Annotated in this window: 20 protein-coding genes; 9 read left to right on the top strand and 11 right to left on the bottom strand. The window is 73.3% G+C overall.

The window, feature by feature from the left end; genetic code table 11:
- Positions 1-92 precede the first annotated feature (92 nt).
- Together ACFYWG_RS32845 and ACFYWG_RS32850 are read left to right on the top strand one after the other, a co-directional pair.
- Complete coding sequence (locus tag ACFYWG_RS32845; protein WP_383509563.1) at positions 93-956, top strand: DUF3558 family protein; 864 nt, start codon at positions 93-95, stop codon at positions 954-956.
- A gap of 115 nt (positions 957-1,071) precedes the next feature.
- Positions 1,072-2,418, top strand: coding sequence for a DUF2637 domain-containing protein (locus ACFYWG_RS32850; RefSeq protein ID WP_383509566.1), 1,347 nt, complete (start codon positions 1,072-1,074; stop codon positions 2,416-2,418).
- Positions 2,419-2,488: 70 nt separating this feature from the next.
- On the opposite strand, the gene lysS is transcribed toward ACFYWG_RS32850, so the two are convergent.
- On the bottom strand, positions 2,489-4,237 hold the full coding sequence (gene lysS, locus ACFYWG_RS32855; RefSeq protein ID WP_376331387.1) for a lysine--tRNA ligase: 1,749 nt from the start codon (positions 4,235-4,237) through the stop codon (positions 2,489-2,491).
- 149 nt (positions 4,238-4,386) lie between these two features.
- Between lysS and argS the strand changes: the two genes are divergently transcribed.
- The gene (gene argS, locus ACFYWG_RS32860; RefSeq protein WP_383509253.1) at positions 4,387-6,150 is read left to right on the top strand and encodes an arginine--tRNA ligase; all 1,764 of its coding nucleotides are present in this window, start codon (positions 4,387-4,389) and stop codon (positions 6,148-6,150) included.
- A 120-nt stretch (positions 6,151-6,270) separates the two neighbouring features.
- Positions 6,271-7,056: a DUF4253 domain-containing protein gene (locus tag ACFYWG_RS32865; protein WP_383509256.1), complete on the top strand. Its 786-nt coding sequence runs from the start codon at positions 6,271-6,273 to the stop codon at positions 7,054-7,056.
- Here ACFYWG_RS32865 and ACFYWG_RS32870 read toward each other — a convergent pair.
- From ACFYWG_RS32870 to ACFYWG_RS32880, 3 genes are all read right to left on the bottom strand, one after another.
- The gene (locus tag ACFYWG_RS32870) at positions 7,022-8,257 is read right to left on the bottom strand and encodes a PLP-dependent aminotransferase family protein (protein ID WP_389204434.1); all 1,236 of its coding nucleotides are present in this window, start codon (positions 8,255-8,257) and stop codon (positions 7,022-7,024) included. The two genes, ACFYWG_RS32865 and ACFYWG_RS32870, sit on opposite strands and share 35 nt — an antisense overlap.
- Positions 8,258-8,405: 148 nt before the next feature.
- A complete protein-coding gene (locus ACFYWG_RS32875; protein ID WP_389204435.1) occupies positions 8,406-9,308 on the bottom strand; it encodes an SAM-dependent methyltransferase in 903 nt (300 codons plus the stop codon).
- Positions 9,309-9,402: 94 nt separating this feature from the next.
- A complete protein-coding gene (locus ACFYWG_RS32880; protein WP_389204436.1) occupies positions 9,403-10,953 on the bottom strand; it encodes a helix-turn-helix domain-containing protein in 1,551 nt (516 codons plus the stop codon).
- A gap of 227 nt (positions 10,954-11,180) precedes the next feature.
- On the opposite strand from ACFYWG_RS32880, the gene ACFYWG_RS32885 reads away from it, so the two are divergent.
- The gene (locus tag ACFYWG_RS32885; protein WP_389204437.1) at positions 11,181-11,933 is read left to right on the top strand and encodes a DUF4232 domain-containing protein; all 753 of its coding nucleotides are present in this window, start codon (positions 11,181-11,183) and stop codon (positions 11,931-11,933) included.
- Here ACFYWG_RS32885 and hemB read toward each other — a convergent pair.
- Entirely contained in the window at positions 11,927-12,925 is a 999-nt protein-coding gene (gene hemB / locus ACFYWG_RS32890; RefSeq protein WP_389204438.1) for a porphobilinogen synthase, read from the bottom strand. The two genes, ACFYWG_RS32885 and hemB, sit on opposite strands and share 7 nt — an antisense overlap.
- A 296-nt stretch (positions 12,926-13,221) precedes the next feature.
- On the opposite strand from hemB, the gene ACFYWG_RS32895 reads away from it, so the two are divergent.
- Complete coding sequence (locus ACFYWG_RS32895) at positions 13,222-14,598, top strand: FAD-binding oxidoreductase (protein WP_389204439.1); 1,377 nt, start codon at positions 13,222-13,224, stop codon at positions 14,596-14,598.
- A gap of 266 nt (positions 14,599-14,864) precedes the next feature.
- On the opposite strand, the gene ACFYWG_RS32900 is transcribed toward ACFYWG_RS32895, so the two are convergent.
- The 5 genes from ACFYWG_RS32900 to ACFYWG_RS32920 all read right to left on the bottom strand — a co-directional run bounded on the left by ACFYWG_RS32900 (position 14,865) and on the right by ACFYWG_RS32920 (position 20,602).
- The gene (locus ACFYWG_RS32900) at positions 14,865-16,571 is read right to left on the bottom strand and encodes a uroporphyrinogen-III synthase (RefSeq protein WP_376331373.1); all 1,707 of its coding nucleotides are present in this window, start codon (positions 16,569-16,571) and stop codon (positions 14,865-14,867) included.
- Positions 16,568-17,563, bottom strand: coding sequence for a hydroxymethylbilane synthase (gene hemC, locus ACFYWG_RS32905; protein ID WP_385419670.1), 996 nt, complete (start codon positions 17,561-17,563; stop codon positions 16,568-16,570). Before hemC ends, ACFYWG_RS32900 begins: the two co-directional genes overlap by 4 nt.
- Complete coding sequence (locus ACFYWG_RS32910) at positions 17,560-19,251, bottom strand: glutamyl-tRNA reductase (RefSeq protein ID WP_376331370.1); 1,692 nt, start codon at positions 19,249-19,251, stop codon at positions 17,560-17,562. The genes hemC and ACFYWG_RS32910 overlap by 4 nt, the downstream gene beginning before the upstream one ends.
- Positions 19,248-20,012 carry a redox-sensing transcriptional repressor Rex gene (locus ACFYWG_RS32915; RefSeq protein ID WP_376331369.1) on the bottom strand — a complete coding sequence of 255 codons (765 nt, stop codon included), beginning with the start codon at positions 20,010-20,012 and terminating at the stop codon, positions 19,248-19,250. Before ACFYWG_RS32915 ends, ACFYWG_RS32910 begins: the two co-directional genes overlap by 4 nt.
- A gap of 311 nt (positions 20,013-20,323) precedes the next feature.
- On the bottom strand, positions 20,324-20,602 hold the full coding sequence (locus tag ACFYWG_RS32920) for a glutaredoxin family protein (RefSeq protein WP_389204440.1): 279 nt from the start codon (positions 20,600-20,602) through the stop codon (positions 20,324-20,326).
- A 161-nt stretch (positions 20,603-20,763) separates the two neighbouring features.
- On the opposite strand from ACFYWG_RS32920, the gene ACFYWG_RS32925 reads away from it, so the two are divergent.
- The 3 genes from ACFYWG_RS32925 to ACFYWG_RS32935 all read left to right on the top strand — a co-directional run bounded on the left by ACFYWG_RS32925 (position 20,764) and on the right by ACFYWG_RS32935 (position 24,287).
- A complete protein-coding gene (locus tag ACFYWG_RS32925; protein WP_376331366.1) occupies positions 20,764-21,681 on the top strand; it encodes an HAD family hydrolase in 918 nt (305 codons plus the stop codon).
- 351 nt (positions 21,682-22,032) lie between these two features.
- Positions 22,033-22,803 (top strand): ECF subfamily RNA polymerase sigma factor, BldN family, encoded by a 771-nt coding sequence (locus tag ACFYWG_RS32930; protein ID WP_376331365.1) that lies wholly within the window; start codon positions 22,033-22,035, stop codon positions 22,801-22,803.
- A gap of 236 nt (positions 22,804-23,039) precedes the next feature.
- A complete protein-coding gene (locus tag ACFYWG_RS32935; protein WP_383509281.1) occupies positions 23,040-24,287 on the top strand; it encodes a DUF5667 domain-containing protein in 1,248 nt (415 codons plus the stop codon).
- 87 nt (positions 24,288-24,374) lie between these two features.
- Here the strand turns inward: ACFYWG_RS32935 and ACFYWG_RS32940 are convergent, their stop codons facing one another.
- The gene (locus ACFYWG_RS32940) at positions 24,375-25,427 is read right to left on the bottom strand and encodes a lysophospholipid acyltransferase family protein (RefSeq protein ID WP_389204441.1); all 1,053 of its coding nucleotides are present in this window, start codon (positions 25,425-25,427) and stop codon (positions 24,375-24,377) included.

A 25,427-nucleotide genomic window follows, 5' to 3' on the forward strand; every position in this document is an offset into this window, starting at 1 on the left:
AAGGAAGAACACACGCTCGCCTCACCGCGTACCGTGACCACCCGGACCCGTTCCGACCGCAGGGAATCACGAGCGTCATGAGTGAAGGAACCATGCAGCGACGAGTAGAGCGAATCCAGCGAGCGAAGCGTCTGAACCGCGTCCTTGTCGGCGCGGCCGCCGTCCCCGTGATGCTGGTCGCCGCCGGCTGCTCCTCGGACTCCGGCTCCGGCGACAGCACGGACAAGACGGCCGGGGCGGGGGCCTCGGCGTCGGCGTCGGCGAGCCCGTCGCCGACCGTGCAGGCGGCGGCGTACGGCAGGCTTCCGGAGGCGTGCAAGGTCCTGCCCGAGAAGACGCTGGAGGACCTAGTCCCGAAGGCGAAGTCGGGCAAGGAGGGCAACTCGGACGATATTTCGACGCGTGCCTCCTGCTCCTGGGACAGCCTCGACAACAACGGCGTCAAGGGCTCGCAGTTCCGCTGGCTGAACGTGTCGATGCTGCGCTTCGAGTCGGACGCCGCCCGCGGCTCGGCCGACAAGCTGGCGCAGGAGTACTACGCGAAGCAGGTGCAGGACGCGCAGGCGGTGGAGGGCGCGAAGGCCGCCAAGTCGGAGCCGGTGACCGGGACGGGCGACCAGGCGACGGCGGTGCACTACGACCTGAAGAAGAAGGAAGGCACCTTCAAGCAGCAGACGGTCGTGGCGCGCGTGGAGAACGTCGTCGTCACCGTGGACTACAACGGGGCCGGTCTCGCGGGTGACAAGACCCCGAGCGGCAACGACCTGCTGAAGGACGCGAAGAAGGCCGCCGCGGAGGCGGTGGCGGCGGTGTCGAAGGCGAACGGCTCCGGCGGCGGCAAGGCGAGCGGCTCCCCGTCCAAGGCTCCGTCGAAGTCGGCTTCCCCGTCGGGCGGCACGTCCCCGTCGAAGGAAGCGGCCAAGCCGGCGTCCAAGAAGCCCGTGGCGAAGAGCTGACCGCAGTCCCCACCGGATCCGGCCACCCGTTCCCCGTACATGTGTGCCACCCTGTTGCGCGCAACAACACGCAAGGGGAGGGGTACGGGTGGCCGCGCCACTGCAGCTGACTCGGATGCACCGCGTTCTCATCGGCGTGGTCGTGACCGGCGCCGTGATCATCGCCGGCATCGGCTTCGCCGGTTCGTACGCGGCCGTCCGCGAATTGGCCCTGAAGAAGGGCTTCGGGAACTTCTCCTACGTCTTCCCGATCGGCATCGACGCGGGGATCTGCGTCCTGCTGGCCCTGGACCTGCTCCTGACGTGGATCAGGATCCCGTTCCCCCTGCTGCGCCAGACGGCCTGGCTGCTGACGGCGGCCACGATTGCCTTCAACGGCGCCGCGGCCTGGCCGGATCCGCTCGGTGTGGGCATGCACGGGGTGATCCCGATCCTGTTCGTCGTCTCGGTCGAGGCGGCCCGGCACGCGATCGGCCGGATCGCCGACATCACGGCCGACAAGCACATGGAGGGCGTGCGGCTGACGCGCTGGCTGCTGTCGCCCGTCCCCACGTTCCTGCTGTGGCGCCGTATGAAGCTGTGGGAGCTGCGCTCCTACGAGCAGGTCATCAAGCTGGAGCAGGAACGGCTGGTCTACCAGGCGCGGTTGCGCTCGCGGTTCGGCCGCTCGTGGCGGCGCAAGGCCCCCGTGGAGTCGCTGATGCCGCTGCGGCTGGCGAAGTACGGGGTGCCGCTGGCCGAGACGGCTCCGGCGGGTCTCGCGGCGGCCGGGATCGAGCCCGCGCTGATACCCCCGCCCCCGCCGCAGCAGGCCCTGGACGCCCCGGACCCGGTGGCGGCCCGCCGCGCGGTCGGCCCGGCTCCGGTGCCGCAGGGCGCCGCCTCCCTCCCGCAGGCGCCGGCCGCCGCGGGGCGGGGTGCGGCGGCGCCGGGCGGGCAGCGCCCCGGGCCGGTGGACGGCCCGCCGCAGGAGTACCCGGACGCCGGGCCCGAGCCCGACCAGAGCCCCTGGTTCCAGGCCCCGCGCGAGATCGAGTACCAGGGCGGCTACGACCCGGCCTACGACCCGGCCGAGCAGTACGCCCAGTGGTACGCGGAGCAGCGGGAGGCCGAGCAGTACCAGGAGCAGTACGAGCGGGAGCCGTACGAGCAGGACGGGTACGAGCGGGAGCCGGGCCCGGAGGAGACGGGTTCCTTCCCCATCCCGGTCGGCCCGAACCGCACCCGTGAGCTGGGCGAGGGCGGCGGCACCGCGCCCCGGCCCGCCGCCGAGCCCGACGAGGACGCGTACTACAAGGTGTTCCGCCAGTCCATCGACGGCAGCTTCCCCACCCCGGCGGTGCTCGGCGAGAACATCCAGACGACCTACGGCGTCACGCTGACCACCAGCACGCTCAAGGCCCTGTCGGACCGTTTCCAGCACCGTTACAACACGGAACTGGAGGAGGACCACATCGCCTAGCGGCGTTCCGCAGGCACGGAAGAGGGGCCCCCGGCGCATGCGCCGGGGGCCCCTCTTCCGTCCGTGCCGGTTATGCGCCGAGCAGGTGGCGCACCCGGTCCTGCCCCACCGCCAGCAGCAGCGTGGGCAGCCGCGGGCCGGTGTCGCGGCCGACCAGCAGGTGGTACAGCAGCGCGAAGAAGGACCGCTGGGCCGTCTTGATCTCCGGCGGCAGCTCCTTCGCCGTGGCGTCCGCGGAGAACCCGGCCCGGACCTTGGGCACGCCGTACACGAGGTGCGTCAGCCCGTCGAGCGACCAGTGGTCGGCCAGTCCGTCGAGCAGCAGCCGCAGCGACTGCCGGGACGCCTCGTCGAGGGACTTCAGCAGCTCCGCGTCGGGCTCGTCGCGCACGATGGTGCGCTGGTCGGCCGGGACGTGCGTGTTGATCCACGCCTCGGCCTTGTCGTAGCGCGGGCGGGCCTCGTCCAGCGAGGTCAGCGGCTGCTCGGGGTCCAGCTCGCTGAGGATGCGCAGCGCCTGGTCCTCGTGCCCGGCGGTGATGTCCGCGACGGACGCCAGCGTCCGGTACGGCAGCGGCCGGGGCGTGCGCGGCAGCTCACCGGCCGCGGTGCGCACCGCGCGGGAATGCGCGGCCACGTCGGCCGGCAGGGCGCTGCCGTCGGCGACCTTGGCGTCCAGCCGGTCCCACTCGTCGTACAGCCGCTGGATCTCCTGGTCGAAGGCGACCTTGAAAGACTGGTTGGGCCGGCGGCGGGCGTAGAGCCAGCGCAGCAGCTGCGGCTCCATGATCTGCAGGGCGTCGGCCGGGGTGGGCACACCGCCCTTGGAGGACGACATCTTGGCCATGCCGGAGATGCCGACGAAGGCGTACATCGGGCCGATCGGCTGCTTGCCGCCGAAGATCCCGACGATCTGCCCGCCCACCTGGAACGACGAGCCGGGCGAGGAGTGGTCGACGCCGGAGGGCTCGAAGACGACGCCCTCGTAGGCCCACCGCATGGGCCAGTCGACCTTCCAGACCAGCTTGCCGCGGTTGAACTCGCTGAGCCGGACCGTCTCCGAGAAGCCGCACGCGGTGCAGGCGTAGGTCAGCTCGGTGGAGTCGTCCTCGTAGGACGTGACGGTGGTGAGGTCCTTCTCGCAGTTGCCGCAGTACGGCTTGTACGGGAAGTAGCCGGCGGAGCCGGCGCTGCCGTCGTCCTCGGCGGCGGCGCCGGAGCCCTCGGCGGCCTCCAGCTCGGCCTCGTCGACCGGCTTCTGCCCCTGCTGCTTCTTGGCCGGGGCCTTCTTCGTCCGGTACTGGTCGAGGATGGCGTCGATGTCGCCCCGGTGCTTCATGGCGTGCAGGATCTGCTCGCGGTAGACACCGGAGGTGTACTGCTCGGTCTGGCTGATGCCGTCGAACTCCACGCCCAGCTCGGCCAGCGACTCGATCATCGCGGCCTTGAAGTGCTCGGCCCAGTTCGGGTGCGCGGAGCCCTTGGGCGCGGGCACCGACGTCAGCGGCTTGCCGATGTGCTCGGCCCAGGCCACCTCGTCGACCCCGGCGATGCCCTTGGGCACCTTGCGGTAGCGGTCGTAGTCGTCCCAGGAGATCAGGTGGCGCACCTGGTGGCCCCGGCGGCGGATCTCGTCGGCCACCAGGTGCGGGGTCATGACCTCGCGCAGGTTGCCGAGGTGGATGGGGCCCGACGGGGAGAGGCCGGACGCGACGACGACGGGTTTGCCCGGGGCCCGGCGCTCCGACTCCTCGATGACCTCATCCGCGAAACGGGAGACCCAGTCGGTGGTCTCGGTGCTCTGAGCCACGATCGGCACGTCCTTCTTTCTGCATCGGGCAGCCGGTACGGTCGCACGGCTGACCGCCCCATTGTCCCAGACCGTCTCGCGCCCGGAAAAACGGCTTTACCCCCATGGGATACTGGCCGTGTCCATCGATTTCCCCTAGGAGAACGGCACCCTCGCCCATGGCCTCGGTCACGTCCCTCAGCGACTCCGTCCACCAGCGCCTCGCGGCGGCCCTGTCGGCGGCCCTGCCGCAGGCCGGTTCCGCGGACCCGCTGCTGCGACGAAGCGACCGGGCCGACTTCCAGGCCAACGGGATCCTGGCCCTGGCCAAGAAGGAGAAGGCCAACCCGCGCGAGCTGGCCACGCAGGTCGTCTCCCGGGTCGAGTCCGGCGAGCTGCTGGCGGAGGTCGAGGTCTCCGGACCGGGCTTCTTGAACATCACGCTCACCGACCGGGCGATCACGCAGAACCTCGCCGCCCGCTACGCCGACGACACCGGCCGCCTCGGCGTGCCGCTCGCCGAGCACCCCGGCACCACGGTCATCGACTACGCCCAGCCGAACGTGGCGAAGGAGATGCACGTCGGTCACCTGCGTTCCGCGGTGATCGGCGACTCCGTGGTGCAGCTGCTGGAGTTCACCGGTGAGCAGGTGGTCCGCCGCCACCACATCGGCGACTGGGGCACCCAGTTCGGCATGCTCATCCAGTACCTGGACGAGCACCCGCACGAGCTGGACCACCGGGACGCCGAGGTGTCCGGCGAGGAGGCGATGTCGAACCTCGACCGCCTCTACAAGGCCGCCCGCAAGCTGTTCGACGCGGACGAGGAGTTCAAGACCCGCGCCCGGCGCCGGGTGGTCGACCTCCAGGCGGGAGACCCGCAGACGCTGGCCATGTGGCAGAAGTTCGTCGACGAGTCGAAGATCTACTTCTTCTCCGTCTTCGAGAAGCTCGACATGGAGATCCGCGACGCGGACATCGTCGGCGAGTCCGGGTACAACGACATGCTCGCCGAGACCTGCCGCCTGCTGGAGGAGTCGGGGGTCGCCGTGCGCTCCGAGGGCGCGCTGTGCGTCTTCTTCGACGACATCAAGGGCCCGGACGGCAAGCCCGTCCCGCTGATCGTGCAGAAGTCGGACGGCGGCTACGGCTACGCGGCGACCGACCTGTCCGCGATCCGCGACCGCGTCTTCGGCCTCAAGGCGGACACGCTCCTGTACGTGGTGGACGCCCGGCAGTCGCTGCACTTCAAGATGGTCTTCGAGACGGCCCGCCGCGCCGGCTGGCTGAACGAGGACGTCAAGGCGGTGCAGCTGGCCTTCGGCACGGTCCTCGGCAAGGACGGCAAGCCCTTCAAGACCCGTGAGGGCGAGACGGTCCGCCTGGTCGACCTGCTCGACGAGGCGATCGACCGCGCCTCGGCGGTCGTCCGGGAGAAGGCCCAGGACCTGTCGGAGGAGGAGATCGCCGAGCGCGGCGCCCAGGTGGGCATCGGCGCGGTGAAGTACGCGGACCTGTCGACCTCCGCCAACCGGGACTACAAGTTCGACCTGGACCAGATGGTCTCGCTCAACGGCGACACCTCCGTCTACCTCCAGTACGCCTACGCCCGGATCCAGTCCATCCTGCGCAAGGCCGGCGCCTCCCGCCCGGCCGCGCACCCGGAGCTGGAGCTGCACGAGGCGGAGCGGGCGCTGGGCCTGCACCTGGACTCCTTCGCGGAGACGGTGGCCGAGGCGGCCCGCGAGTACGCCCCGCACAAGCTGGCGGCGTACCTGTACCAGCTGGCGTCGCTCTACACGACGTTCTACGACAAGTGCCCGGTCCTCAAGGCCGAGACGGGCGAGCAGATCGAGAACCGCCTGTTCCTGTGCGACGTCACGGCCCGCACGCTGCACCGCGGCATGGCCCTGCTGGGCATCCGCACGCCCGAGCGGCTCTGATCCCACCCGCACCTGTCGGGCCGAGGGCGGCACTCCCCCGCGAGTGCCGCCCTCGGCGTTCTCCCGACGCCGCCCGGGCGGGCAGGACTTGCTGTCGGTGCCGGCGCCTACGCTCACTCCATGGCGACTCTTCCCAACCCCCTGCCGAAGCTGGCGGCCGATCCGGGCGGCCGTGCGCTCGGGCTTCACCTCCCGTCCGGTTCCCTGGTCGACGCGACCGACGAGGGCCCCTGGCACGAGCCGCTGCTGTGGTGCGCGCACGAGCGGGCCCGGCCCGGTGACCGACAGGCGCTGGAGCCGGCGCGGCGGGTGGGGCTGCTCCCGGTCGTCCTGGAGGTGGGCGGCGGCCACGGGGGCCCGCAGGACTGGCAGTTGAGGCCGGGCGCGGTGTCCTACCCGGGGGACCACGACGCCGAGGAGGTGCTGGCGGAGTACTGGCAGGAGCGCGCCGCCGAGGGCGGGCCCTGGCCCGGCCCGGCCCGGCCACTGGTGCGGCAGGAGGACCCCGACGCGGTGGCGGCCCGGGCCGCCGACGCCCTGCTCCGGGACGGCGTCCTGCTCAAGGAGCCCCGCCTGGCCCTGGTCCCGGCCCGTCGCAGCGCCGACATCCCGGCGGTGATCGGCTGGACGGGCCCGGCGAACCACGAGGGTGACACGGCCCGGCTCAGCGCGGTGCTGCGCTCCTGGGAGGACCGCTTCGGCGTCCGCGTCACCGCCCTCGGCTTCGACCACCTGCTGGTGTCCGTCGCCGCCCCGCCCGCGACCCCGGCCGACGCGGAGGCCCTGGCCGCCGAGCACGTCGCGTTCTGCCCGGACCATCTGGAGCAGGGCCCCGACCGGACGCTGCGCTCCTACGCCGCGAACCAGGTCCTCAACCGGCCGGTGTGGCAGTTCTGGTGGGACTGAACCCCTCCGCGAGCCTGCGCAGCCCCTCCTCGATCTCCTCCGGCGTCTGCGTCACGAAGCACAGCCGCAGCGTCGTCCGCTCGGGCGGGCCGGCGTAGAAGGGGGCGCCGGGGACGTACGCGACGTCGTGCCGGAGCACCTGCGGGAGCAGGGCCGTGGTGTCGTGGGGCTCCGGCAGGCGCGCCCACAGGAACATGCCGCCCTCGGGCCGGTTCCACACCGAGCCCTCTGGCAGCGCGGCGGGCAGCCCGGCGAGCATGGCGTCCCGGCGCTCGCGGTACACCCCGGCGACGCGGGCGACGTGGGCGTCCAGGTCCCGGTCGGCGAGGTAGCGGGCCGCGGCGAGCTGGTTGACGGTCGGGGTGTGCAGGTCGGCGGCCTGCTTAGCGACGGCGCACGCCCGCCGCAGCCGCCCGGGCGCGCGCAGCCAGCCGAGCCGCAGTCCGGGCGCCATGACCTTGGAGAAGCTGCCGAGCAGCACGGTCCGGTCCTCGGCTCCGGGGTGGGTGGCGATCCACGGCACGCGGGCGCCCTCGTAGCGCAGTTCGCCGTAGGGGTCGTCCTCGACGATCCACAGTCCGCGCCGGGCGGCGACGGCGGCGACGGCGGCCCGCCGCTCGGCGGGCAGGGTGCGGCCGGTGGGGTTCTGGAAGGTGGGCACGGTGTAGAGCAGCTTCGGCCGTTCCCGTGCGACGAGTTCGTCCAGGGCCTCGGGGTCGAGGCCGTGGTCGTCGCCGGGCACGGCCAGGACGCGCGCTCCGGCGAAGCCGAAGGCCTGCAGCGCCGCGAGGTAGCAGGGGTTCTCGACCAGGACCGTGTCGCCGGGTTCGAGCAGTGCGGTGGCCAGGAGGGACAGGGCCTGCTGGGAGCCGGTGGTGACGAGCAGGTCGTCCGGTCCGGTCGGCAGGCCCCGGGCGGCCGTACGGACGGCGAGCGCCTCGCGCAGCGCCGGTTCGCCCTCGGTGGTGGAGTACTGCAGGGCCCGGGCGGGCGTGCGGGCCAGTACCGCGCGGAAGGCGGCGGCGATCCCGTCGGCGTCGAACAGCTCCGGCGCGGGCAGCCCCCCGGCGAAGTTGATCACCTCGGGGCGGGCGGTGACGGCGAGGATCTCCCGCACCGGTGATCCGCCGACGGCGCGGGCGCGCGCGGCGAGCGGCGGCACGGCGGATCGGGTGGTCGGCCCCGGCTCGGCGATGGTCATGGCACGGCTCCTTCGGCTGCGGCGACGCCTGCTGCCCCGCAGCCTAGGGAACTGCGTGGCGCCTACAAGAAGTTTTCCGCGATACGGACGGCCGGGCGGGGAGGGCTCGTGCCCGCCGGTGGCCCGGCGCGGCCGGTCCGCCGCCGGTTCAGCCCTTCGCGCCGAACCCCGCGTACACGTTGATGTCCGCGTCCGTGGCGTCGGCGATGTCGCGGTAGCGGACCTTCTCGATCTCGTCGAGCCCGGCGAGGAAGGACTCCCCGGGCTGCTCCGGGACGGGGGCGGCGCCGTCGGGCCGCCAGCGGTGCGCGGGGACGACGCCCGGCTCGGCGATCGCCAGCCCGCTGTCCGTGAAGAACCGCTCGACCTCCGCCCGGGTGCGCAGCACGAACGTGAAGCCCCGCTCGGTGTACGTCCGTTGCACCGCCCGGATGTTCTCCGGGTTGAGGTCCTCGGTCAGATGGCTGAGCACCAGCCGGCTGCCCGGGGGCAGCGCGTCCAGCAGCTCACGCACCAGCGGGTACGCCTCGTCGTCGGCCACGAAGTGCAGGACCGCGACCAGGCACAGGGCGACGGGCCGGCCGAAGTCCATTGTGCGGGCGGCCTGTTCGAGGATCCGGCCCGGGTCGCGCAGGTCGGCGTCGACGTAGTCCGTGCGGCCCTCGGGCCCACTGGTGAGCAACGCCCGCGCGTGTGCCAGGACCACCGGGTCGTTGTCGACGTACACGACCCGCGACTCGGGCGCGATGCGCTGCGCGATCTGGTGCACGTTCTGCGCGGTCGGCAGCCCGGTCCCGATGTCGAGGAACTGCCGGATGCCGTCCTGCCCCACGAGCGCGGTCACCGCGCGGCGCAGGAAGTCGCGGTTGTGCCGCACGTCGAGGTAGCCGCGCGGATTCGCCGCGAGCGCGGCGGCGGCCGCTTCCCGGTCGGCCGGGTAGTGGTCCTTTCCGCCGAGGAACACGTCGTAGACCCGCGCCGGATGCGCCTTGCTGCTGTCGATCCTCCTGCGCAGTGCGGCAGGATCCTGGCTGAGCACCTCACCGGACATGGATCACTCCCTGACGACTGGGCGGTCCGACGGCGACCGTCGCGGTGGTCAGCAACCTAACGGATCGTCCGGGCCGCTCGTGCCCCGCACGGCGTCACGACGGTTCGGTCGTGCCGGCCTTCACCCATTTCTCGCCACCCAGCGGGAACTCGTAGGCGGGGCGCCCGTTGTGGCCGCTCGTGCGGAACGGGCGGCCCTGGTCGTCCACCCTGAGCGTGCCGCTGCGGCTGCCGCTGGACCAGGTCAGCTCCAGGTACCAGCGGACGTCGTAGGCGGAGGCGTCGGCCTTGACGTAGTACGCCTCCGGGTCCGACTGGCTCACCGTGAACGGGAAGTCGGCGTGCCCCGCCTCGGGCACGAGCGACGGCCGGGCCGCGTCCAGGGCGACCGTGAAGAACCGCTTCGGCACACCACCGCCGCAGCCCACCCCCGGATAGCCCATCGCGTAGTCGTTCCAGGCGAGCGGCGTCCGCTTCCCGGCCGTGCGGACCGTCAGGGCCTCGACGACCACGGTCTCCTTCCCGGTCCCCTGCACGGTGACCTTCAGGAGCTGCTCCCCCGACGGCACGGCGCCCATCGCGGCCACCCAGCCGGGCGCGTCCTGTTCCAGCGGCGGCGGTACGACCCGCTCGGGCGGCAGGTTCACCAAGTACCGCTGGGAGCACGGGTCCAGCCAGGCGTGCGGCTGGGTGCTGACGGTGAGCGGGGCCGGACCGGAGCCGGGTGCGGCCCGGCCGGGCTTGTCCGCACGGGGGGCCGGGGAGGACGCGGCGGGCCCGGCGGAGGCGGACTCCTTGGCCCGGTCGGTCTTCTCGCGCTTCCTGCCGTCCGGTGAGGGCCCGGCGGACGGTGACGCCGACGCGGCGCCGCCGACGTCCGTGCGGGCGCCGGGGTCCCGGGAGGCTGCCGCGGGGCTGCGGTGGCCGTCCGGGTCGGCCCCGCCGCCGGGCATGGCCACGGCCAGCCCGACGCCGCTCAGGGCGACGGCGGCGGCGGCCCCGACCAGCACGGCCCGGCGAGGCCGCCGCCGCACGGGCTTTCCGGACCCGTTCTCCGGCACCGGCGCGACGGACCCGGTGACGCCGGCGGACTGTTCGCCGACGTCACGCACCGGCTCGGCACCGGCCTGGACGCCTGCGCCTTCGGCCGGCACCCCGTCACCGCCGCCTGCCGCCGGGGTCCCGAGGCCCTCGTCCGGAGCCGTGGGCGCGGCGGGACGGGCGGTTCCGGCGGGCGCGGCGGAGCCGGCCGGCCCGGGAAGCGCGGCGGGCCCGGCAGGCCCGGCGGAGTCGGCGGACCCGGGCGATCCGGGAGGTGCGGCGGGCCCGGCAGGCTCAGCGGCCGCGGCCGGCCCCGGTGTCCCGGTCCGTGCGGACCCGGCCGCCGGCTTCCGCCCCCGGCCGGCGTCCGCGAGCACCCACCGCCGGTGCAGTGCGACGAGTTCCTCCGGTGACGCCTTGCACAACCGCGCGAGCCGCTCCACGGGCGCGTAGTCCGCGGGCACGGCGTCGCCGTTGCAGTAGCGGTGCAGCGTCGACGTACTCATGTGCAGACGCTTCGCGAGCACCCCGTAGCTCAGCCCCGAGCGGTCCTTCAACTCCCCCAGCAGCGCCGCGAAGGCGGCCGCTCCCGTGTCCTGCGACACCGTTCCTCCCACCCCGTGTTCCGTGCCCCCGTTCCAGGGGACGGTCGTTTCCCCTGGTCAGGTTCCCTGCGCGCGTTCCAGCGTCCCGGATCGTCCGCCGGGTGTGGCGGGCGGGACGGAGCACGGCACAAGCTCCGGTCATCCAAGCACGCCGCTCCCGGCCCGCCGGTCGAGCGGACCGCTCGGGCCCTCTTCCGCACCGCCTTTGTCCGAAAGGAACCCCAGACATGCGCACGTACCACGCTCTGCCCGCCGCCCTCCTGGCCGCCCTCGCCCTCACGGCGTGCGACAACGGCACGGGCACACAGGACGAGGGCGCGGCCCGCCCCGGCCCGGCGGCCACGGCGTCGACCACCCCGGCCGCGGACACCCCCGCCACCGAGTCCACCGGCAGGGGCACGACCGGGGCCTCGGGCACGGCGGACTCCGGCGGAACCTCCGGCGGGAGCAACGGCGGCGGGAGCGGCCCGGCCACCGGGAAGACCACCGGGACGTCCGACGATAAGGCCACCGGGAAGACCGGCAGCGAGACCAACGGCGAGGGCGCACCCGCCCGCGTCTTCTGCCACGGCGGCAACACCACCGTCACCGCCCGGCCGGTCCCGCGCCCCCTGAACCACCTGCTGATCACGGTCGAGAACACCGGCTCCAAGCCCTGCGACCTCACCTACCACCCGGTGCTGCGCTTCGACGCGATGCAGTGGGCCCCGCGCCCGGTCGCGGACTCCAAGCCGCAGGCCGTCACGACCCTGGCCCCCGGCGAGAAGGGCTACGCCGGCGTCTCCCTGTCGGCGGCCGACGGCAGCGGCGAGGCCGGCACGACCGGCCGCAGGCTGACGGTCGGCTTCCAGGGCCGCACGCCGAACAGCGACGGCGGCCCCACGGCGATCCCGGCCCTGCCGGCCCGGGGCGTGTACTACGACAGCACCCTGGCCGTCACCTACTGGCTGCGCGACATGGACGACGCCCTGTCCTACTGATCCTTCAGCTTCTGGGCCACCTCGGTGGCCCAGTAGGTGAGGATCGTGCGCGCCCCGGCCCGCCGGATCCCGGTGAGGGTCTCCAGGATCGCCCGGTCGCGGTCGATCCAGCCCTTCTCGGCGGCGGCCTCGATCATCGAGTACTCGCCGGAGATCTGGTACGCGGCGACCGGCACGTCCACGGCGTCGGCCACCCGGGCGAGGACGTCCAGGTAGGGGCCGGCCGGCTTGACCATCACCATGTCGGCGCCCTCCTCCAGGTCGAGGGCGAGTTCGCGCAGCGACTCCCGCAGATTGGCCGGGTCCTGCTGGTAGGTCTTGCGGTCACCGCGCAGCGACGAGCCGACGGCCTCGCGGAAGGGCCCGTAGAACGCGGAGGCGTACTTCGCGGTGTAGGCGAGGATCGCGACGTCCTCGCGCCCGATCTGGTCGAGGGCGTCGCGGACGACGCCGATCTGGCCGTCCATCATCCCGCTGGGCCCGACGACATGGGCGCCCGCGTCGGCCTGCACCTGCGCCATCTCGGCGTACCGCTCCAGGGTCGCGTCGTTGTCGACCCGCCCCTGCTCGTCGAGGACGCCGCAGTGCCCGTGGTCGGTGGTCTCGTCGAGGCAGAGGTCGGACATGACGAGCAGGTCGTCGCCGACCTCGGCGCGCACGTCCCGCAGGGCGACCTGGAGGATCCCGTCCGGGTCGGTGCCGGCCGTGCCGAGCGCGTCCTTCTTCGACTCCTCCGGCACGCCGAACAGCATGATCCCGGAGATCCCCGCCGCGGCGGCCTCCGCGGCGGCCTTCTTCAGGCTGTCCCGGGTGTGCTGCACGACGCCCGGCATGGCCTGGATCGGCACGGGCTCCGTGACGCCCTCGCGCACGAAGGCCGGGAGGATGAGATCGGCGGGGTGCAGCCGGGTCTCGGCGACCATCCGACGCATCACGGGGTTGATCCGCAAACGCCGCGGCCGCGTACCGGGGAATGATCCGTACGTCGTCATGCCCTCTACGCTACGCCCGCCCGAAACGCCCCGATGCCGACGCGATGTCGGCGCCATCCCGGCGCGGTGCCGGCGCGGTCTCGGCCGCGATCCGGCCCGGCGCAGGCACCGTTCGAGTGCGGTCCGCCCGCCCGGCCGCACGCCCCCACGGCCCCGCGATGCGGGGCCCCGGCCGTGGGTCCATGCTGGAAGGACGGGCACGCCCGCGGTCCGGCCTGCCCGAGTCTGAGGACCCCGACGGCCCGCTCCCCCCTCGCCGCCGCCGTCCCTCCGTACCCGCCCCCACGGAGGACGCGATGACCGCCACCCACCCCACCCCCGACCTCTTCGCGCTCTCGGACGTCGACGGCCCGGTGCTGCGCCCCGGGGACCCGGCCTACGCCGAGGAGGTCACCGGCTTCAACCTGTCCGCGCTGCACACCCCGGAGGTCGTCGTCGGCGCCACCGGAGCGCACGACGTCGTCGCGGCCATGCGCTGGGCGTCCGCCACCGGCACCCCGGTGGCCGTCCAGGCCACCGGGCACGGCGCCAACTTCCCCATCGAGCGGGGCCTGTTGATCACCACGTCCCGGATGACGGACGTACGGGTGGACCCCGCCACCCGCACCGCCCGGATCGACGCCGGGGCGAAGTGGAGCCACGTGATGGCGGCCGGCGCCCCGTACGGCCTGGCCGGCCTGTGCGGCACGTCCACGGACGCGGGCGTGGTCGGCTACACCCTCGGCGGCGGCCTGCCTGTCCTCGGCCGCGCCTACGGCTACGCCGCCGACCTGGTCCGCTCCTTCGAGGTCGTCACCCCGGACGGCCGGCTGCGCGAGGCGGACGCCCGGCACGAGCCGGAGCTGTTCTGGGCCCTGCGCGGCGGCAAGGGGAACGTCGGCGTCGTCACCTCACTGGTGACCGCGCTGCTGCCGCTGTCCCGCGTGTACGGCGGCGGCCTGTACTGGCACGCCGAACACACCGCCGCCCTGCTGCCCGCCTGGGCGGACTGGACCCGCAGCGTCCCGGACGAGATGTGCAGCATGTTCTCGGTGATGCGCCTGCCGCCCATCCCCCAGCTCCCGCCGGAGCTGCGCGGCGGCTTCTGGGCCCGGGTGGCGATCGCCTGGCCGGGCGACGCGACCGAGGGCGAGGCGCTCGTCGGACCGCTGCGGCAGATCGCTCCCGTTGCGGTGGACATGGTCGGGGAGACGGCGTGCACGGACCTGGACCGCATCCACATGGAGCCGCAGGACCCGCTGCCGGCCCGCGAGTCGTGCATGCTGCTGCGCGACCTCACCCCCGAGGCCGTCGACACGTTCCTGGAGCAGGCCGGTCCCGCGGCCGGCGCCGCGTACCCGCTGCTGGTGGCCTCGCTGCGGCACATGGGCGGCGCGCTGTCCCGCCCGGCCGTCGTCGAGGACGCGGTGTGCGCCCGGGACGCGCGGTACTTCCTGGAGGCGGTCGGCATCATGCCCGCCCCGCCCGTGGCCGAGGCCGTCGAACAGGCCACGCGCCGCCTGCACACCGCCATGGCCCCGTACGGCACCGGCCGCACGATGGTCAACATCACGGCACGCCCGGCGGCGCGGACGACATCGCCCGCGCCTGGACCCCGGAGGTCTACGCCCGCCTGCGCCACGACAAGGCCACCTACGACCCGTCGAACCTGCTCCGCTACGGCCACGCGGTGACACCCGCGTGAGCCCGGCCGCACCGGCTGGTCCCGCCTCCGAGCCACCGCTGCAGCCCCCGAGTCGCCCGCTACGGCACCCGAGCACCGGGCGGGCCCCAAGCGCCCGCCCCGCCCCCCGCATGCCCACCCGGCGCCCGGACCGTCGTTTGTCGGCCCGCCGGTTCGCCGGTCCAGTGCCGGTCCCCGCCGCTCAGGCGTCGGACCGGCCTGCCCGGCCCCCGGCGTCCGGTCCCCCGCTCCGGCGCCGGATCCCGACGGTCCGCCTCAGGTGGTGGACCGCCTCCGCCGCGCCCCCGGCCGCCGCTCGCTCGGCCGGGTGACCGGATCCCCGGCCTCCAGAGCCGCCGCGCGGCGCTTCGCGCCGAAGTCGGCCAGCGCCTCGGCCAGCTTGTGCACGGACGGCTCGGGAGCCATCACGTCCACCCGCAGCCCGTGCTCCTCGGCGGTCTTCGCCGTGGCCGGGCCGATACAGGCGATCACGGTGACGTTGTGCGGCTTGCCGGCGATGCCGACCAGGTTCCGCACGGTCGACGACGACGTGAACAGCACGGCGTCGAAACCACCGCCCTTGATCGCCTCGCGCGTCTCCGCCGGCGGCGGCGAGGCCCGCACGGTCCGGTAGGCCGTGACGTCGTCGACCTCCCAGCCCAGCTCGATCAGCCCGGCGACCAGCGTCTCCGTGGCGATGTCGGCCCGCGGCAGGAACACCCGGTCGATCGGGTCGAAGACCGGGTCGTAGGGCGGCCAGTCCTCCAGCAGCCCGGCGGCCGACTGCTCCCCGCTCGGCACCAGGTCCGGCTTCACGCCGAAGGCGATCAGCGCCTTGGCGGTCTGCTCACCCACCGCCGCGACCTTGATGCCCGCGAAGGCACGCGCGTCGAGCCCGTACTCCTCGAACTTCTCCCGCACGGCCTTGACCGCGTTCACCGAGGTGAAGGCGATCCACTCGTAGCGGCCGGTCACCAGGCCCTTGACCGCGCGCTCCATCTGCTGGGGCGTGCGCGGCGGCTCGACGGCGATCGTCGGCACCTCGTGCGGCACGGCCCCGTACGACCGCAGCTGGTCGGAGAGCGACGCCGCCTGCTCCTTGGTGCGCGGCACGAGCACCTTCCAGCCGAACAGCGGCTTGGACTCGAACCACGCGAGCTGGTCGCGCTGGGCGGCGGAGGAACGCTCCCCGACCACGGCTATCACCGGCCGGCCACCCTCGGGCGAGGGCAGCACCTTGAGCTGCTTCAGCGTCTGGGCGATCGTGCCGAGCGTGGCCGTCCAGGTGCGCTGCCGCGTGGTCGTGCCCGCGACGGTGACCGTCATCGGCGTGTCCGGCTTGCGCCCGGCGGAGACCAGCTCCCCGGCCGCCGCGGCGACGGAGTCCAGCGTCGTGGAGACGACGACCGTGCCGTCCGACGCCCCGACCTCCGTCCAGCACCGGTCCGAGGCCGTGCGCGCGTCGACGAACCGCACGTCGGCGCCCTGCGCGTCCCGCAGCGGCACACCGGCGTAGGCGGGCACACCGACGGCGCTCGCGATGCCGGGCACCACCTCGAACGGCACACCGGCGGCGGCGCACGCCAGCATCTCCTCGGCGGCGTACGTGTCCAGGCCGGGGTCGCCGGACACCGCACGCACGACCCGCCTGCCGCCTCGCGCAGCCTCCATGACAAGATGTGCGGCATCCCGCACCGCGGGGGCGGCGACCGCGGTTGACGTGCCGTCAACTACGGTCAGCTGGGGCGCTCCTGTGCCCGGCGACGGATCCGTCGAAGGATCGGCGTCCGTGTGCACCTCGGAGACCCCGTGCCTGGCGTGCTGACGTACGACGTCGAGCACCTCGTGCTCGGCGACGAGGACGTCCGCGTGCGCCAGCGCCTCCACGGCGCGCAGAGTCAGCAGTCCCGGATCTCCGGGTCCGGCACCCAGGAAGGTGACGTGCCCGTGTTCAGGACCGGCGGAAAGGGTGGTGGGGCTCAATGTGCTCGCTCCCCCATCAGACCGGCCGCGCCCTGGGCGAGCATCTCGGACGCGAGGTCGCGTCCGAGCGCCATGGCCCCCTCGTGCGTGTCGGGCACGGGACCGGTGGTGGACATCTGCACCATGCGCGAGCCGTCGGTGGTGCCGACGACGCCGCGCAGGCGCATTTCCTTGAAAATCTGCAGGTCGGCCTGGGAGTCCCCGCGCTCCAGCGGAGCGGAGAGCGGGGGCAGGTCGGCCAACGCGCCCACGGGGGCGCTGCAACCGGCCTCCAGGGCGGCGAGCAGTGACCGCTCGGCCGTCACGGCGACCCGGGTGAACGGGTCGTCGAGCTCGGCGAGCGCGGCGACGAGGTCCGCGTCGGCCGCGGCGCACTCGATCGCCAGGGCCCCCTGGCCGGGGGCGGGCAGAACCGTGTCGACCGACAGGAAGTCGGTCACCTCGTCACCGCGGCCGATCCGGTTCAGTCCGGCGGCGGCCAGCACGACGGCGTCGAGCTCCCCGCTGCGGACGTACCCGATGCGGGTGTCGACGTTGCCGCGGATCGGGACCGTGGCTATGTCGAGCCCGTGGCTGCGCGCGTACGCGTTGAGCTGCGCCATGCGGCGCGGCGAACCGGTGCCGATGCGGGCCCCGGCGGGCAGGTCGGTGAACTTCAGCGCGTCCCGGGCGACGATCACGTCCCGCGGGTCCTCGCGCTCGGGCACGGCGGCCACGACAAGGTCGTCGGGCTGCGTGGTGGGCAGGTCCTTCAGCGAGTGCACCGCGAAGTCGACCTCCCCCGCGAGCAGCGCGTCGCGCAGCGCGTTGACGAACACGCCGGTGCCGCCGATCTGCGCGAGCGCCTCGCGGGAGACGTCGCCGTACGTGGTGATCTCGACGAGCTCGACGGGCCGCCCGGTCACCCGGCTCACAGCCTCGGCCACCTGCCCGGACTGGGCCATGGCGAGCCTGCTCCGCCGAGTGCCGAGCCTCAGCGTCTGGTGATTCATGCCGGGCCTCGGTCTTCCTGGGTGGTGCTGTCCCCGACCTCGGAGACGGCGGCCACCGTCTCCGGGTCGAGGTCGAACAGGGTGCGCAGCGCGTCCGCGTACCCGGCGCCGCCGGGTTCGGCCGCGAGCTGCTTGACCCGGACGGTCGGCGCGTGCAGCAGCTTGTCCACCACGCGCCGCACGGTCTGGGTGATCTCCGCCCGGTGCTTGTCGTCGAGGCCGGGCAGCCGCCCGTCCAGCCGGGCGATCTCGCTGGCCACGACATCCGCGGCCATGGTGCGCAGGGCGACCACGGTCGGCGTGATGTGCGCGGCCCGCAGCGCCGCCCCGAAGGCCGCGACCTCGTCGGAGACGATACGCCTGACCCGGTCCACGTCGGCAGCCATCGGAGCGTCCGCGGAGGCCTCCGCGAGCGACTCGATGTCCACCAGGCGCACCCCGGCCAGCCGGTGCACGGCGGCGTCGATGTCGCGCGGCATGGCGAGGTCCAGCAGGAACACCACCGGCTCGGGCCGCGGCAGCTGCTCGACCGGCTCGGGCCGGCGCCGCTCGGGGATCCGGCCGACGGTCGCGGCGGTCGCGGCGAGCGCGCCGATCAGCTCGGCGTCGGCCTGCGGGCTGCGGCGGGCCGCGTCCCGGCGGTCGGCGGTGCCGCCGGCGACCCAGGCGGCGTGCTGCTCCAGCGTGGCGGCGTCCATGCCGGCCACCGCGGCCTCGCCCATGACGGAGAAGCCGGGCTGCACGGCGGCCAGGTCGAGCGGGCAGTTGTCGTCGCTGCCGGCCGGGACGGCCGCGGGCGTCTGCCGGGACCGCGTGCCGCCCGCGATCTCGGCGGCGGGGCGGCCCGTACGGTCCTCCACCGCGGCGGCGATCGACTCGGCGGTCAGGACCAGGCCGGTGGCACCGGTGCAGGAGACGGCGACGTCGGCACGTGTCAGCTCGGCCGGCACCGACTCCATCGGTACCGCGCGGGCCAGCACGTCCGTGTCGTCGCCCTCGGCCAGGATCTGCGCGAGGCGCTCGGCGCGGTCGAAGGTGCGGTTGGCGACCACGATCTCGGCGACCCCGGCCCGCGCGAGGGTGGCGGCGGCGAGCGACGACATCGACCCGGCCCCGATGACCAGGGCCTTCTTGCCCCGGGCCCAGGTCTGCACGTCGCCGCCGGCGGCCAGCTGCTCCAGGCCGAAGGTGACCAGGGACTGGCCGGCGCGGTCGATGCCGGTCTCGGAGTGGGCGCGCTTGCCGACCCGCAGGGCCTGCTGGAACAGGTCGTTCAGCAGGCGGCCGGCGGAGTGCACGTCCTGTGCCCGGGCCAGGGAGTCCTTGATCTGGCCGAGGATCTGCCCCTCGCCGACGACCATCGAGTCCAGGCCGCAGGCCACCGAGAACAGGTGGTGCACGGCCCGGTCCTCGTAGTGCACATAGAGATAAGGAGTGAGCTCCTCCAGGCCGACGCCGCTGTGCTGGGCGAGCAGCGTGGACAGCTCGGCGACACCGGCGTGGAACTTGTCCACGTCGGCGTAGAGCTCGATGCGGTTGCAGGTGGCGAGCACCGCGGCCTCGGTGGCCGGTTCGGCGGCGACCGTGTCCTGCAACAGCTTGACCTGCGCGTCCGCGGTGAGCGAGGCCCGCTCCAGGACGCTGACCGGGGCGCTGCGGTGGCTGAGTCCGACGACGAGGAGGCTCATGCCGGCATCACGGCGGGCATGTCCCCGTCGGGTCCCTGGTCGGCGGAGTCGCTGCGGGCGGCGGCCGGCGGCAGGGCGCCGTCGGTGCTCGCGGCCTCCTCGCCGGCCTTGCGCTGCTCGTGGAAGGCGAGGATCTGCAGCTCGATGGAGAGGTCGACCTTGCGCACGTCGACGCCGTCGGGCACGGACAGCACGGTCGGCGCGAAGTTCAGGATGGAGGTGACGCCGGCGGCGACGAGCCGGTCGCAGACGGCCTGGGCGGCACCGGCGGGGGTGGCGATGACGCCGATGGACACGCCGTTGTCCTGGATGATCTTCTCCAGGTCGTCGGAGTGCTGCACGGGGATGCCGGCGACGGGCTTGCCCGCCATGGCCGGGTCGGCGTCGATCAGCGCGGCGACGCGGAACCCGCGGGAGGCGAAGCCGCCGTAGTTGGCGAGGGCGGCGCCGAGGTTGCCGATACCGACGATCACGACCGGCCAGTCCTGGGTGAGCCCCAGTTCGCGGGAGATCTGGTAGACGAGATACTCGACGTCGTAGCCGACGCCCCGGGTCCCGTAGGAACCGAGGTAGGAGAAGTCCTTGCGCAGCTTCGCGGAGTTGACCCCCGCGGCGGCCGCGAGCTCCTCGGAGGAGACCGTGGGCACCGAGCGCTCCGACAGCGCGGTCAGAGCGCGGAGGTACAGCGGAAGCCGGGCGACGGTGGCCTCGGGAATCCCTCGGCTGCGGGTCGCCGGTCGGTGAGTTCGGCCAGTTGCCACGGTGCTCCTGCGGGTAGAGCGGGGCTGTAGGCGGTCATACGTCCCTACATGACCGCCCCGTCGAAGAAAGGCTATGTCTTTGTGAACGCGTGCACAAAGATGGTGTCCGATTTGCCCGCCCAACGTGACCGGGCTCACGCGTCCCCGGCGCACACCCGGGGAACCGGCGTACAGCCACCACCGTTCCTTCGCTTCTGGGGGCAAAACCGCACACTCTCCTCTGTGAATCCCGCCCCCGAGACCAAGCCACCATCGATCCTAAGCGACTCACCGACCTCTTTGTACTGATCAGTCAGTCCCTCGCGGGCGCCTCAGAAGGTCAGCGCCTTGCGCAGGCGGTCCTCGTTCACGCGCCAGAACGTGTGCTGCCGGCCGTCCACCAGCACCACCGGGATCTGCTCCCAGTACCGGTCGTGCAGGTCACAGTCCTCGGTGATGTCCTTCTGCTCCCAGGGGACGCCCAGATCACCGCACACCTTCTCCACCACGGCCTGTGCGTCATCACACAGATGACAGCCGGGCTTGCGGATGAGCGTGACGAGCCGGTCCCCGGGGGATGTGCGACGCAACAGTGGGCTCATGCCGGCCATTGTCGCGCGCCCGCGCCCGAGGGGAAGCCGGCCGGAACGCCAGGGGACACGCCGGGCGGTCCGACGTCTCCTGGACCGATTAACGCCGCGCTCGCCCAGAGTTCACAGGCTCCCAACCTCTCGACTCCGGAACCTGCGGACGGAATGGCTATGCTCACGCCATGGCCGCTCTCGGATGGCTCACCCCCCGTAGGCGCTCCGCCACGGCGCGGAGCGTTTTGGCAGGCGAGGCCTCGGCGGAGGCAGCGCGCAAGTCCACCCAGGAAGCCGCCGCCACCACCGCGGAACCGCAGTTCCCCGTGCACGGCGACGACCGGGCCGCCGCCTTCTTCGACCTGGACAACACCGTCATGCAGGGCGCCGCCCTCTTCCACTTCGGGCGGGGCCTGTACAAGCGGAAGTTCTTCGAGACCCGCGAACTCGCCCGATTCGCCTGGCAGCAGGCGTGGTTCCGGCTGGCCGGGGTCGAGGACCCCGAGCACATGCAGGAGGCGCGCGAGTCGGCGCTGTCCATCGTCAAGGGCCACCGCGTCGCCGAACTCCAGTCGATCGGCGAGGAGATCTACGACGAGTACATGGCCGAGCGCATCTGGCCCGGCACCCGCGCCCTCGCCCAGGCCCACCTGGACGCGGGCCAGAAGGTGTGGCTGGTGACGGCCGCCCCCGTCGAGATCGCCCAGGTGATCGCCCGCCGGCTCGGGCTGACCGGCGCCCTCGGCACGGTCGCCGAGTCCGTCGACGGCGTCTACACCGGCAAACTCGTCGGCGAGCCGCTGCACGGCCCCGCCAAGGCCGAGGCGGTCCGCGCCCTGGCCGCCGCGGAGGGCCTGGACCTCGGCCGCTGCGCCGCCTACAGCGACTCGCACAACGACATCCCGATGCTCTCGCTGGTCGGCCACCCCTACGCCATCAACCCGGACTCCAAGCTGCGCAAGCACGCCCGCGAGCTGGACTGGCGCCTGCGCGACTACCGCACCGGCCGCAAGGCCGCCAAGGTCGGCATCCCGGCCGCCGCGGGCGTCGGCGCGGTGGCGGGCGGCACCGCGGCCGCGATCGCCCTGCACCGCCGCCGCCGCTGACTCCAGGTGATCGAACCGGGACACGGATGTGTCCGGCGTGACAATCCGCGTAAATCCAACTGGCGTACCCCCACAACCGCGTGTCCAGTCCTCTTGGCTGCACACGGCCACAACACGCCCTGGATGAAGCCCCGATCCGAAGCTTTTCGATCAACAGTCGTTCACGCTCTGGCACTTGATGGGGCGCCAATCGGTTACGGAAGCGACGTAATCGATGATTTGAGCAACTCGGTGTAGCAGGGCCTGCACGAAGCGTTATTCTCCTCAGACGCAAACCGGTACCCCTCCGTCGCTACGACGGGTGAAAGGTCCCGCACTGCACGTGATGGAAGCTCTGCCTCTGGGAGTCCCGTGTACCCACACGTCGGGGTTGACGCCTCGGGCCTGGCTACGCTGCGCGCAACGGTCCTCGACCTGTTGCGCGGCTTCGTCCCCACCGCGTACGCCGTCCCCGCATTCGCCACCGCCGCGCCCGTCGGCCCGTGCTACGCACTGGCCGAGGGCAGCGCTGCGGTCGGCAGACGAGGCCGCCCGTCCGGGGCGGCCACCGCCCGCCGCCCGGCGGCGGACAGCGACAGCGCCCGGATGATGGACCTCGTGGAGCGCGCCCAGGCCGGCGAGGCCGACGCCTTCGGCCGCCTCTACGACCAGTACAGCGACACCGTCTACCGGTACATCTACTACCGGGTCGGCGGGAAGGCCACCGCCGAGGACCTCACCAGCGAGACGTTCCTGCGCGCCCTGCGCCGCATCGGCACCTTCACCTGGCAGGGCCGCGACTTCGGCGCCTGGCTGGTGACGATCGCCCGCAACCTGGTCGCGGACCACTTCAAGTCCAGCCGCTTCCGCCTCGAGGTCACCACCGGCGAGATGCTCGACGCCAACGAGGTCGAGCGCTCCCCCGAGGACTCCGTCCTGGAGTCCCTGTCCAACGCCGCCCTGCTCGACGCCGTACGGCGGCTCAACCCGCAGCAGCAGGAGTGCGTGACGCTCCGCTTCCTCCAGGGCCTGTCCGTCGCCGAGACGGCCCGTGTCATGGGAAAGAACGAGGGCGCCATCAAGACCCTCCAGTACCGCGCCGTGCGCACGCTCGCCCGGCTGCTCCCGGAAGACGCCCGCTGACCGGCCGCCACGCTCGGCGACGACCAACTCACTTTTCGTGACAGCGCGTTGACTTCGGCATTCGGTCATCCGGGATCCGTAACCCAAGTGCCGCGCCGCTCGTTGTGCGGGATGCAGGCTCCCTGTGGTCACCCCCTGGCCGACGCCGATCACCCGTTCGTGTGGTCGTGGCCGGGGTGTGCAACCCTCAGGACCCCCTGGGGAGTCGACCGTCATGACGAGAGGAGGTGCCGCCAGTGATCGCGAACGTATCGGCGCACCGGCGGGCGAACGCCTTCGCCCAGGCCCTGGAGGAGCAGTCCGAGCCGGGCACGGCGGCCGAGCAGTCCGAAGGCCCGGCGCCGGCTGCCGGGGAACCGGCCGAGGGGTCACGCCTGCTGGCGCTGGCCTCCGGCCTCGGCGCGCTGCCCAAACCGGAGCTCGACCCGGAGGTCAAGGTCGTTCAGCGGGCCCAGCTGGTGGCCGCGTTCGAGGCCATGCTCCAGGAGGGCACCGCGGGAGGCGGGGCGACGGACCGCGCGGTCCCCGAGCAGCGCTCCACCCGGGCCCGCGGCGCCCACCGCGCGAGTTCGCTCAAGAAGCTCCGGCCGCGTTCCCGTCTCGCCAAGGGCCTCACGGCCGGCGGACTGAGCGTCGGCGTCGCCGCGAGCGCCCTCGGCGGGGTCTCCGCCGCCAGCTCCGACGCCCTGCCCGGCGACTCGCTCTACGGCCTGAAGCGCGGCATCGAGGACGTCAAACTCGGCCTCGCCGACGGGGCGGACGAGCGCGGCCGGGTCTACCTGGACCACGCCTCCACACGCCTGAGCGAAGCCCGCCGCCTGATGGAGCGGGGCCGCAGCGGCCCCCTGGACCACGAGTCCCTGGGCGAGATCCGCCGCGCCCTGTCCGGCATGCGGCACGACGCGTCCGAGGGCCACCGGCTGCTGAGCGAGGCGTACCAGCGCGATCCGGACTCGCTCGGCCCCATCCAGGCCCTGTCCGCGTTCTCCCGCTCCCACCGCGAGGCGTGGGGCGAGCTGCGCGAGAGGCTCCCCGTCCAGCTCGGGGACGTCGGCGAGCAGGTGACGTCGGTGTTCGACGCCATAGAGCAGGACGTGGCCCCGCTGCGCTCCCTGCTCCCCGAGCCCCCGGCCAGGGGCGGCGGCGGTGCGAGCGAGCGGCAGGGCGCCTCCGAGTCGGCACCCGCGGGCCCCTCCGGCTCCGACGACCGCTCGGCGCGCCCCGGCGACAGCGGCGGCCGGCAGAGCGACAAGGGCAGCACCGGCAGCGGCAGCCCCAGCCGCCCGGCCGGTTCCGGCAAGGACGACGACGGCCTGCTCGGCGGCAACACCGGCGGCCTCCTCGACCCGCCGAAGGACAGCGAGGCCAGCACCTCCCCGTCCGCGGACGGCGCCACTCCCGCCCCCGAGCCGGATGTGACGCTCCCGCCGCTCCTGCCGGGCCTGCTGCCCGGTCTGGGCATCGACAGCGAGGACGCCGACTAGCCGGCGGTACGACAGTGGGGGCGCCCCTTCGTCAGGGGGTGCCCCCACTGTCGTACTGCGCAAGGACCTCGCGAGGACCTCGCAAGGTCAGAAGAACACCGACCGCCGCTGCACCAGCAGCTTGTACAGGGTGTGCTGGATCTGCTCCCTGACCTGGTCGGTCAGGTTGAACATCAGCATCGGGTCCTCGGCCGCCTCGGGCGGATAGCCGTCCGTCGGGATCGGCTCGCCGAACTGGATCGTCCACTTGGTCGGCAGCGGAACCGCACCGAGCGGCCCGAGCCAGGGGAACGTGGGCGTGACCGGGAAGTACGGCAGGCCCAGCAGCCGGGCCAGGGTCCTGGCGTTGCCGATCATCGGGTAGATCTCCTCCGCCCCGACGATCGAGCACGGGATGATCGGCGTCCCCGCCCGCAGGGCCGTGGAGACGAAACCGCCGCGGCCGAACCGCTGCAGCTTGTAGCGGTCCGCGAAGGGCTTGCCGAGCCCCTTGAAGCCCTCCGGCATCACCCCGACCAGCTCGCCCTGCTCCAGCAGCCGGGCCGCGTCCTCCGCGCACGCCAGGGTGTGACCGAGCTTGCGGGCCAGCTCGTTGACGACCGGCAGCATGAACACCAGGTCGGCGGCCAGGAGGCGCAGGTGCCGGCCCGCCGGGTGGTTGTCGTGCACGGCCACCTGCATCATCAGGCCGTCCATGGGCAGCGTCCCGGAGTGGTTGGCGACGATCAGGGCGCCGCCCTCCGACGGAATGTTCTCGACGCCCTTCACCTCCACCCGGAAGTACTTCGCGTACAGCGGGCGCAGCATCGACATCAGGACCTGGTCGGTCAGTTCCTCGTCGTAGCCGAAGTCGTCGACCTCGTAGTCCCCGGTGAGGCGGCGGCGCAGGAACGCCAGGCCGCCCGCGATCCGCCGCTCCAGGGCGCTCCCGCCCTCCGCCTGCCGGCCCGGCTGTTCCCCGGCGCTCACGGGGGCGTCCTCCTGCGCGGCGGAACCGGTGGGCAGGGGCTGCACCTCACGCACCGGCGCCGGCTCCGCGCCCGGGCGGCGGGCGCCCGCGCTGCGGCGGCGCTGGGGGCGCTGCGCCGCACCGCCCCGGGACCGGTCGTCGTCGAACGGAATGACCTTGGCGTCCGCCAT

The sequence above is a fragment of the Streptomyces sp. NPDC003456 genome (assembly GCF_042878735.1).
GTDB lineage: Bacteria > Actinomycetota > Actinomycetes > Streptomycetales > Streptomycetaceae > Streptomyces.

Coding starts and splice junctions, on each gene's coding strand:
- ACFYWG_RS32845 (WP_383509563.1), top strand. CDS start 93: ATGCAGCGACGAGTAGAGCGAATCCAGCGAGCGAAGCGTCTGAACCGC.
- ACFYWG_RS32850 (WP_383509566.1), top strand. CDS start 1,072: ATGCACCGCGTTCTCATCGGCGTGGTCGTGACCGGCGCCGTGATCATC.
- argS (WP_383509253.1), top strand. CDS start 4,387: ATGGCCTCGGTCACGTCCCTCAGCGACTCCGTCCACCAGCGCCTCGCG.
- ACFYWG_RS32865 (WP_383509256.1), top strand. CDS start 6,271: ATGGCGACTCTTCCCAACCCCCTGCCGAAGCTGGCGGCCGATCCGGGC.
- ACFYWG_RS32870 (WP_389204434.1), bottom strand. CDS start 8,257: ATGACCATCGCCGAGCCGGGGCCGACCACCCGATCCGCCGTGCCGCCG.
- ACFYWG_RS32875 (WP_389204435.1), bottom strand. CDS start 9,308: ATGTCCGGTGAGGTGCTCAGCCAGGATCCTGCCGCACTGCGCAGGAGG.
- ACFYWG_RS32885 (WP_389204437.1), top strand. CDS start 11,181: ATGCGCACGTACCACGCTCTGCCCGCCGCCCTCCTGGCCGCCCTCGCC.
- hemB (WP_389204438.1), bottom strand. CDS start 12,925: ATGACGACGTACGGATCATTCCCCGGTACGCGGCCGCGGCGTTTGCGG.
- ACFYWG_RS32895 (WP_389204439.1), top strand. CDS start 13,222: ATGACCGCCACCCACCCCACCCCCGACCTCTTCGCGCTCTCGGACGTC.
- hemC (WP_385419670.1), bottom strand. CDS start 17,563: ATGAATCACCAGACGCTGAGGCTCGGCACTCGGCGGAGCAGGCTCGCC.
- ACFYWG_RS32910 (WP_376331370.1), bottom strand. CDS start 19,251: ATGAGCCTCCTCGTCGTCGGACTCAGCCACCGCAGCGCCCCGGTCAGC.
- ACFYWG_RS32920 (WP_389204440.1), bottom strand. CDS start 20,602: ATGGCCGGCATGAGCCCACTGTTGCGTCGCACATCCCCCGGGGACCGG.
- ACFYWG_RS32925 (WP_376331366.1), top strand. CDS start 20,764: ATGGCCGCTCTCGGATGGCTCACCCCCCGTAGGCGCTCCGCCACGGCG.
- ACFYWG_RS32940 (WP_389204441.1), bottom strand. CDS start 25,427: ATGGCGGACGCCAAGGTCATTCCGTTCGACGACGACCGGTCCCGGGGC.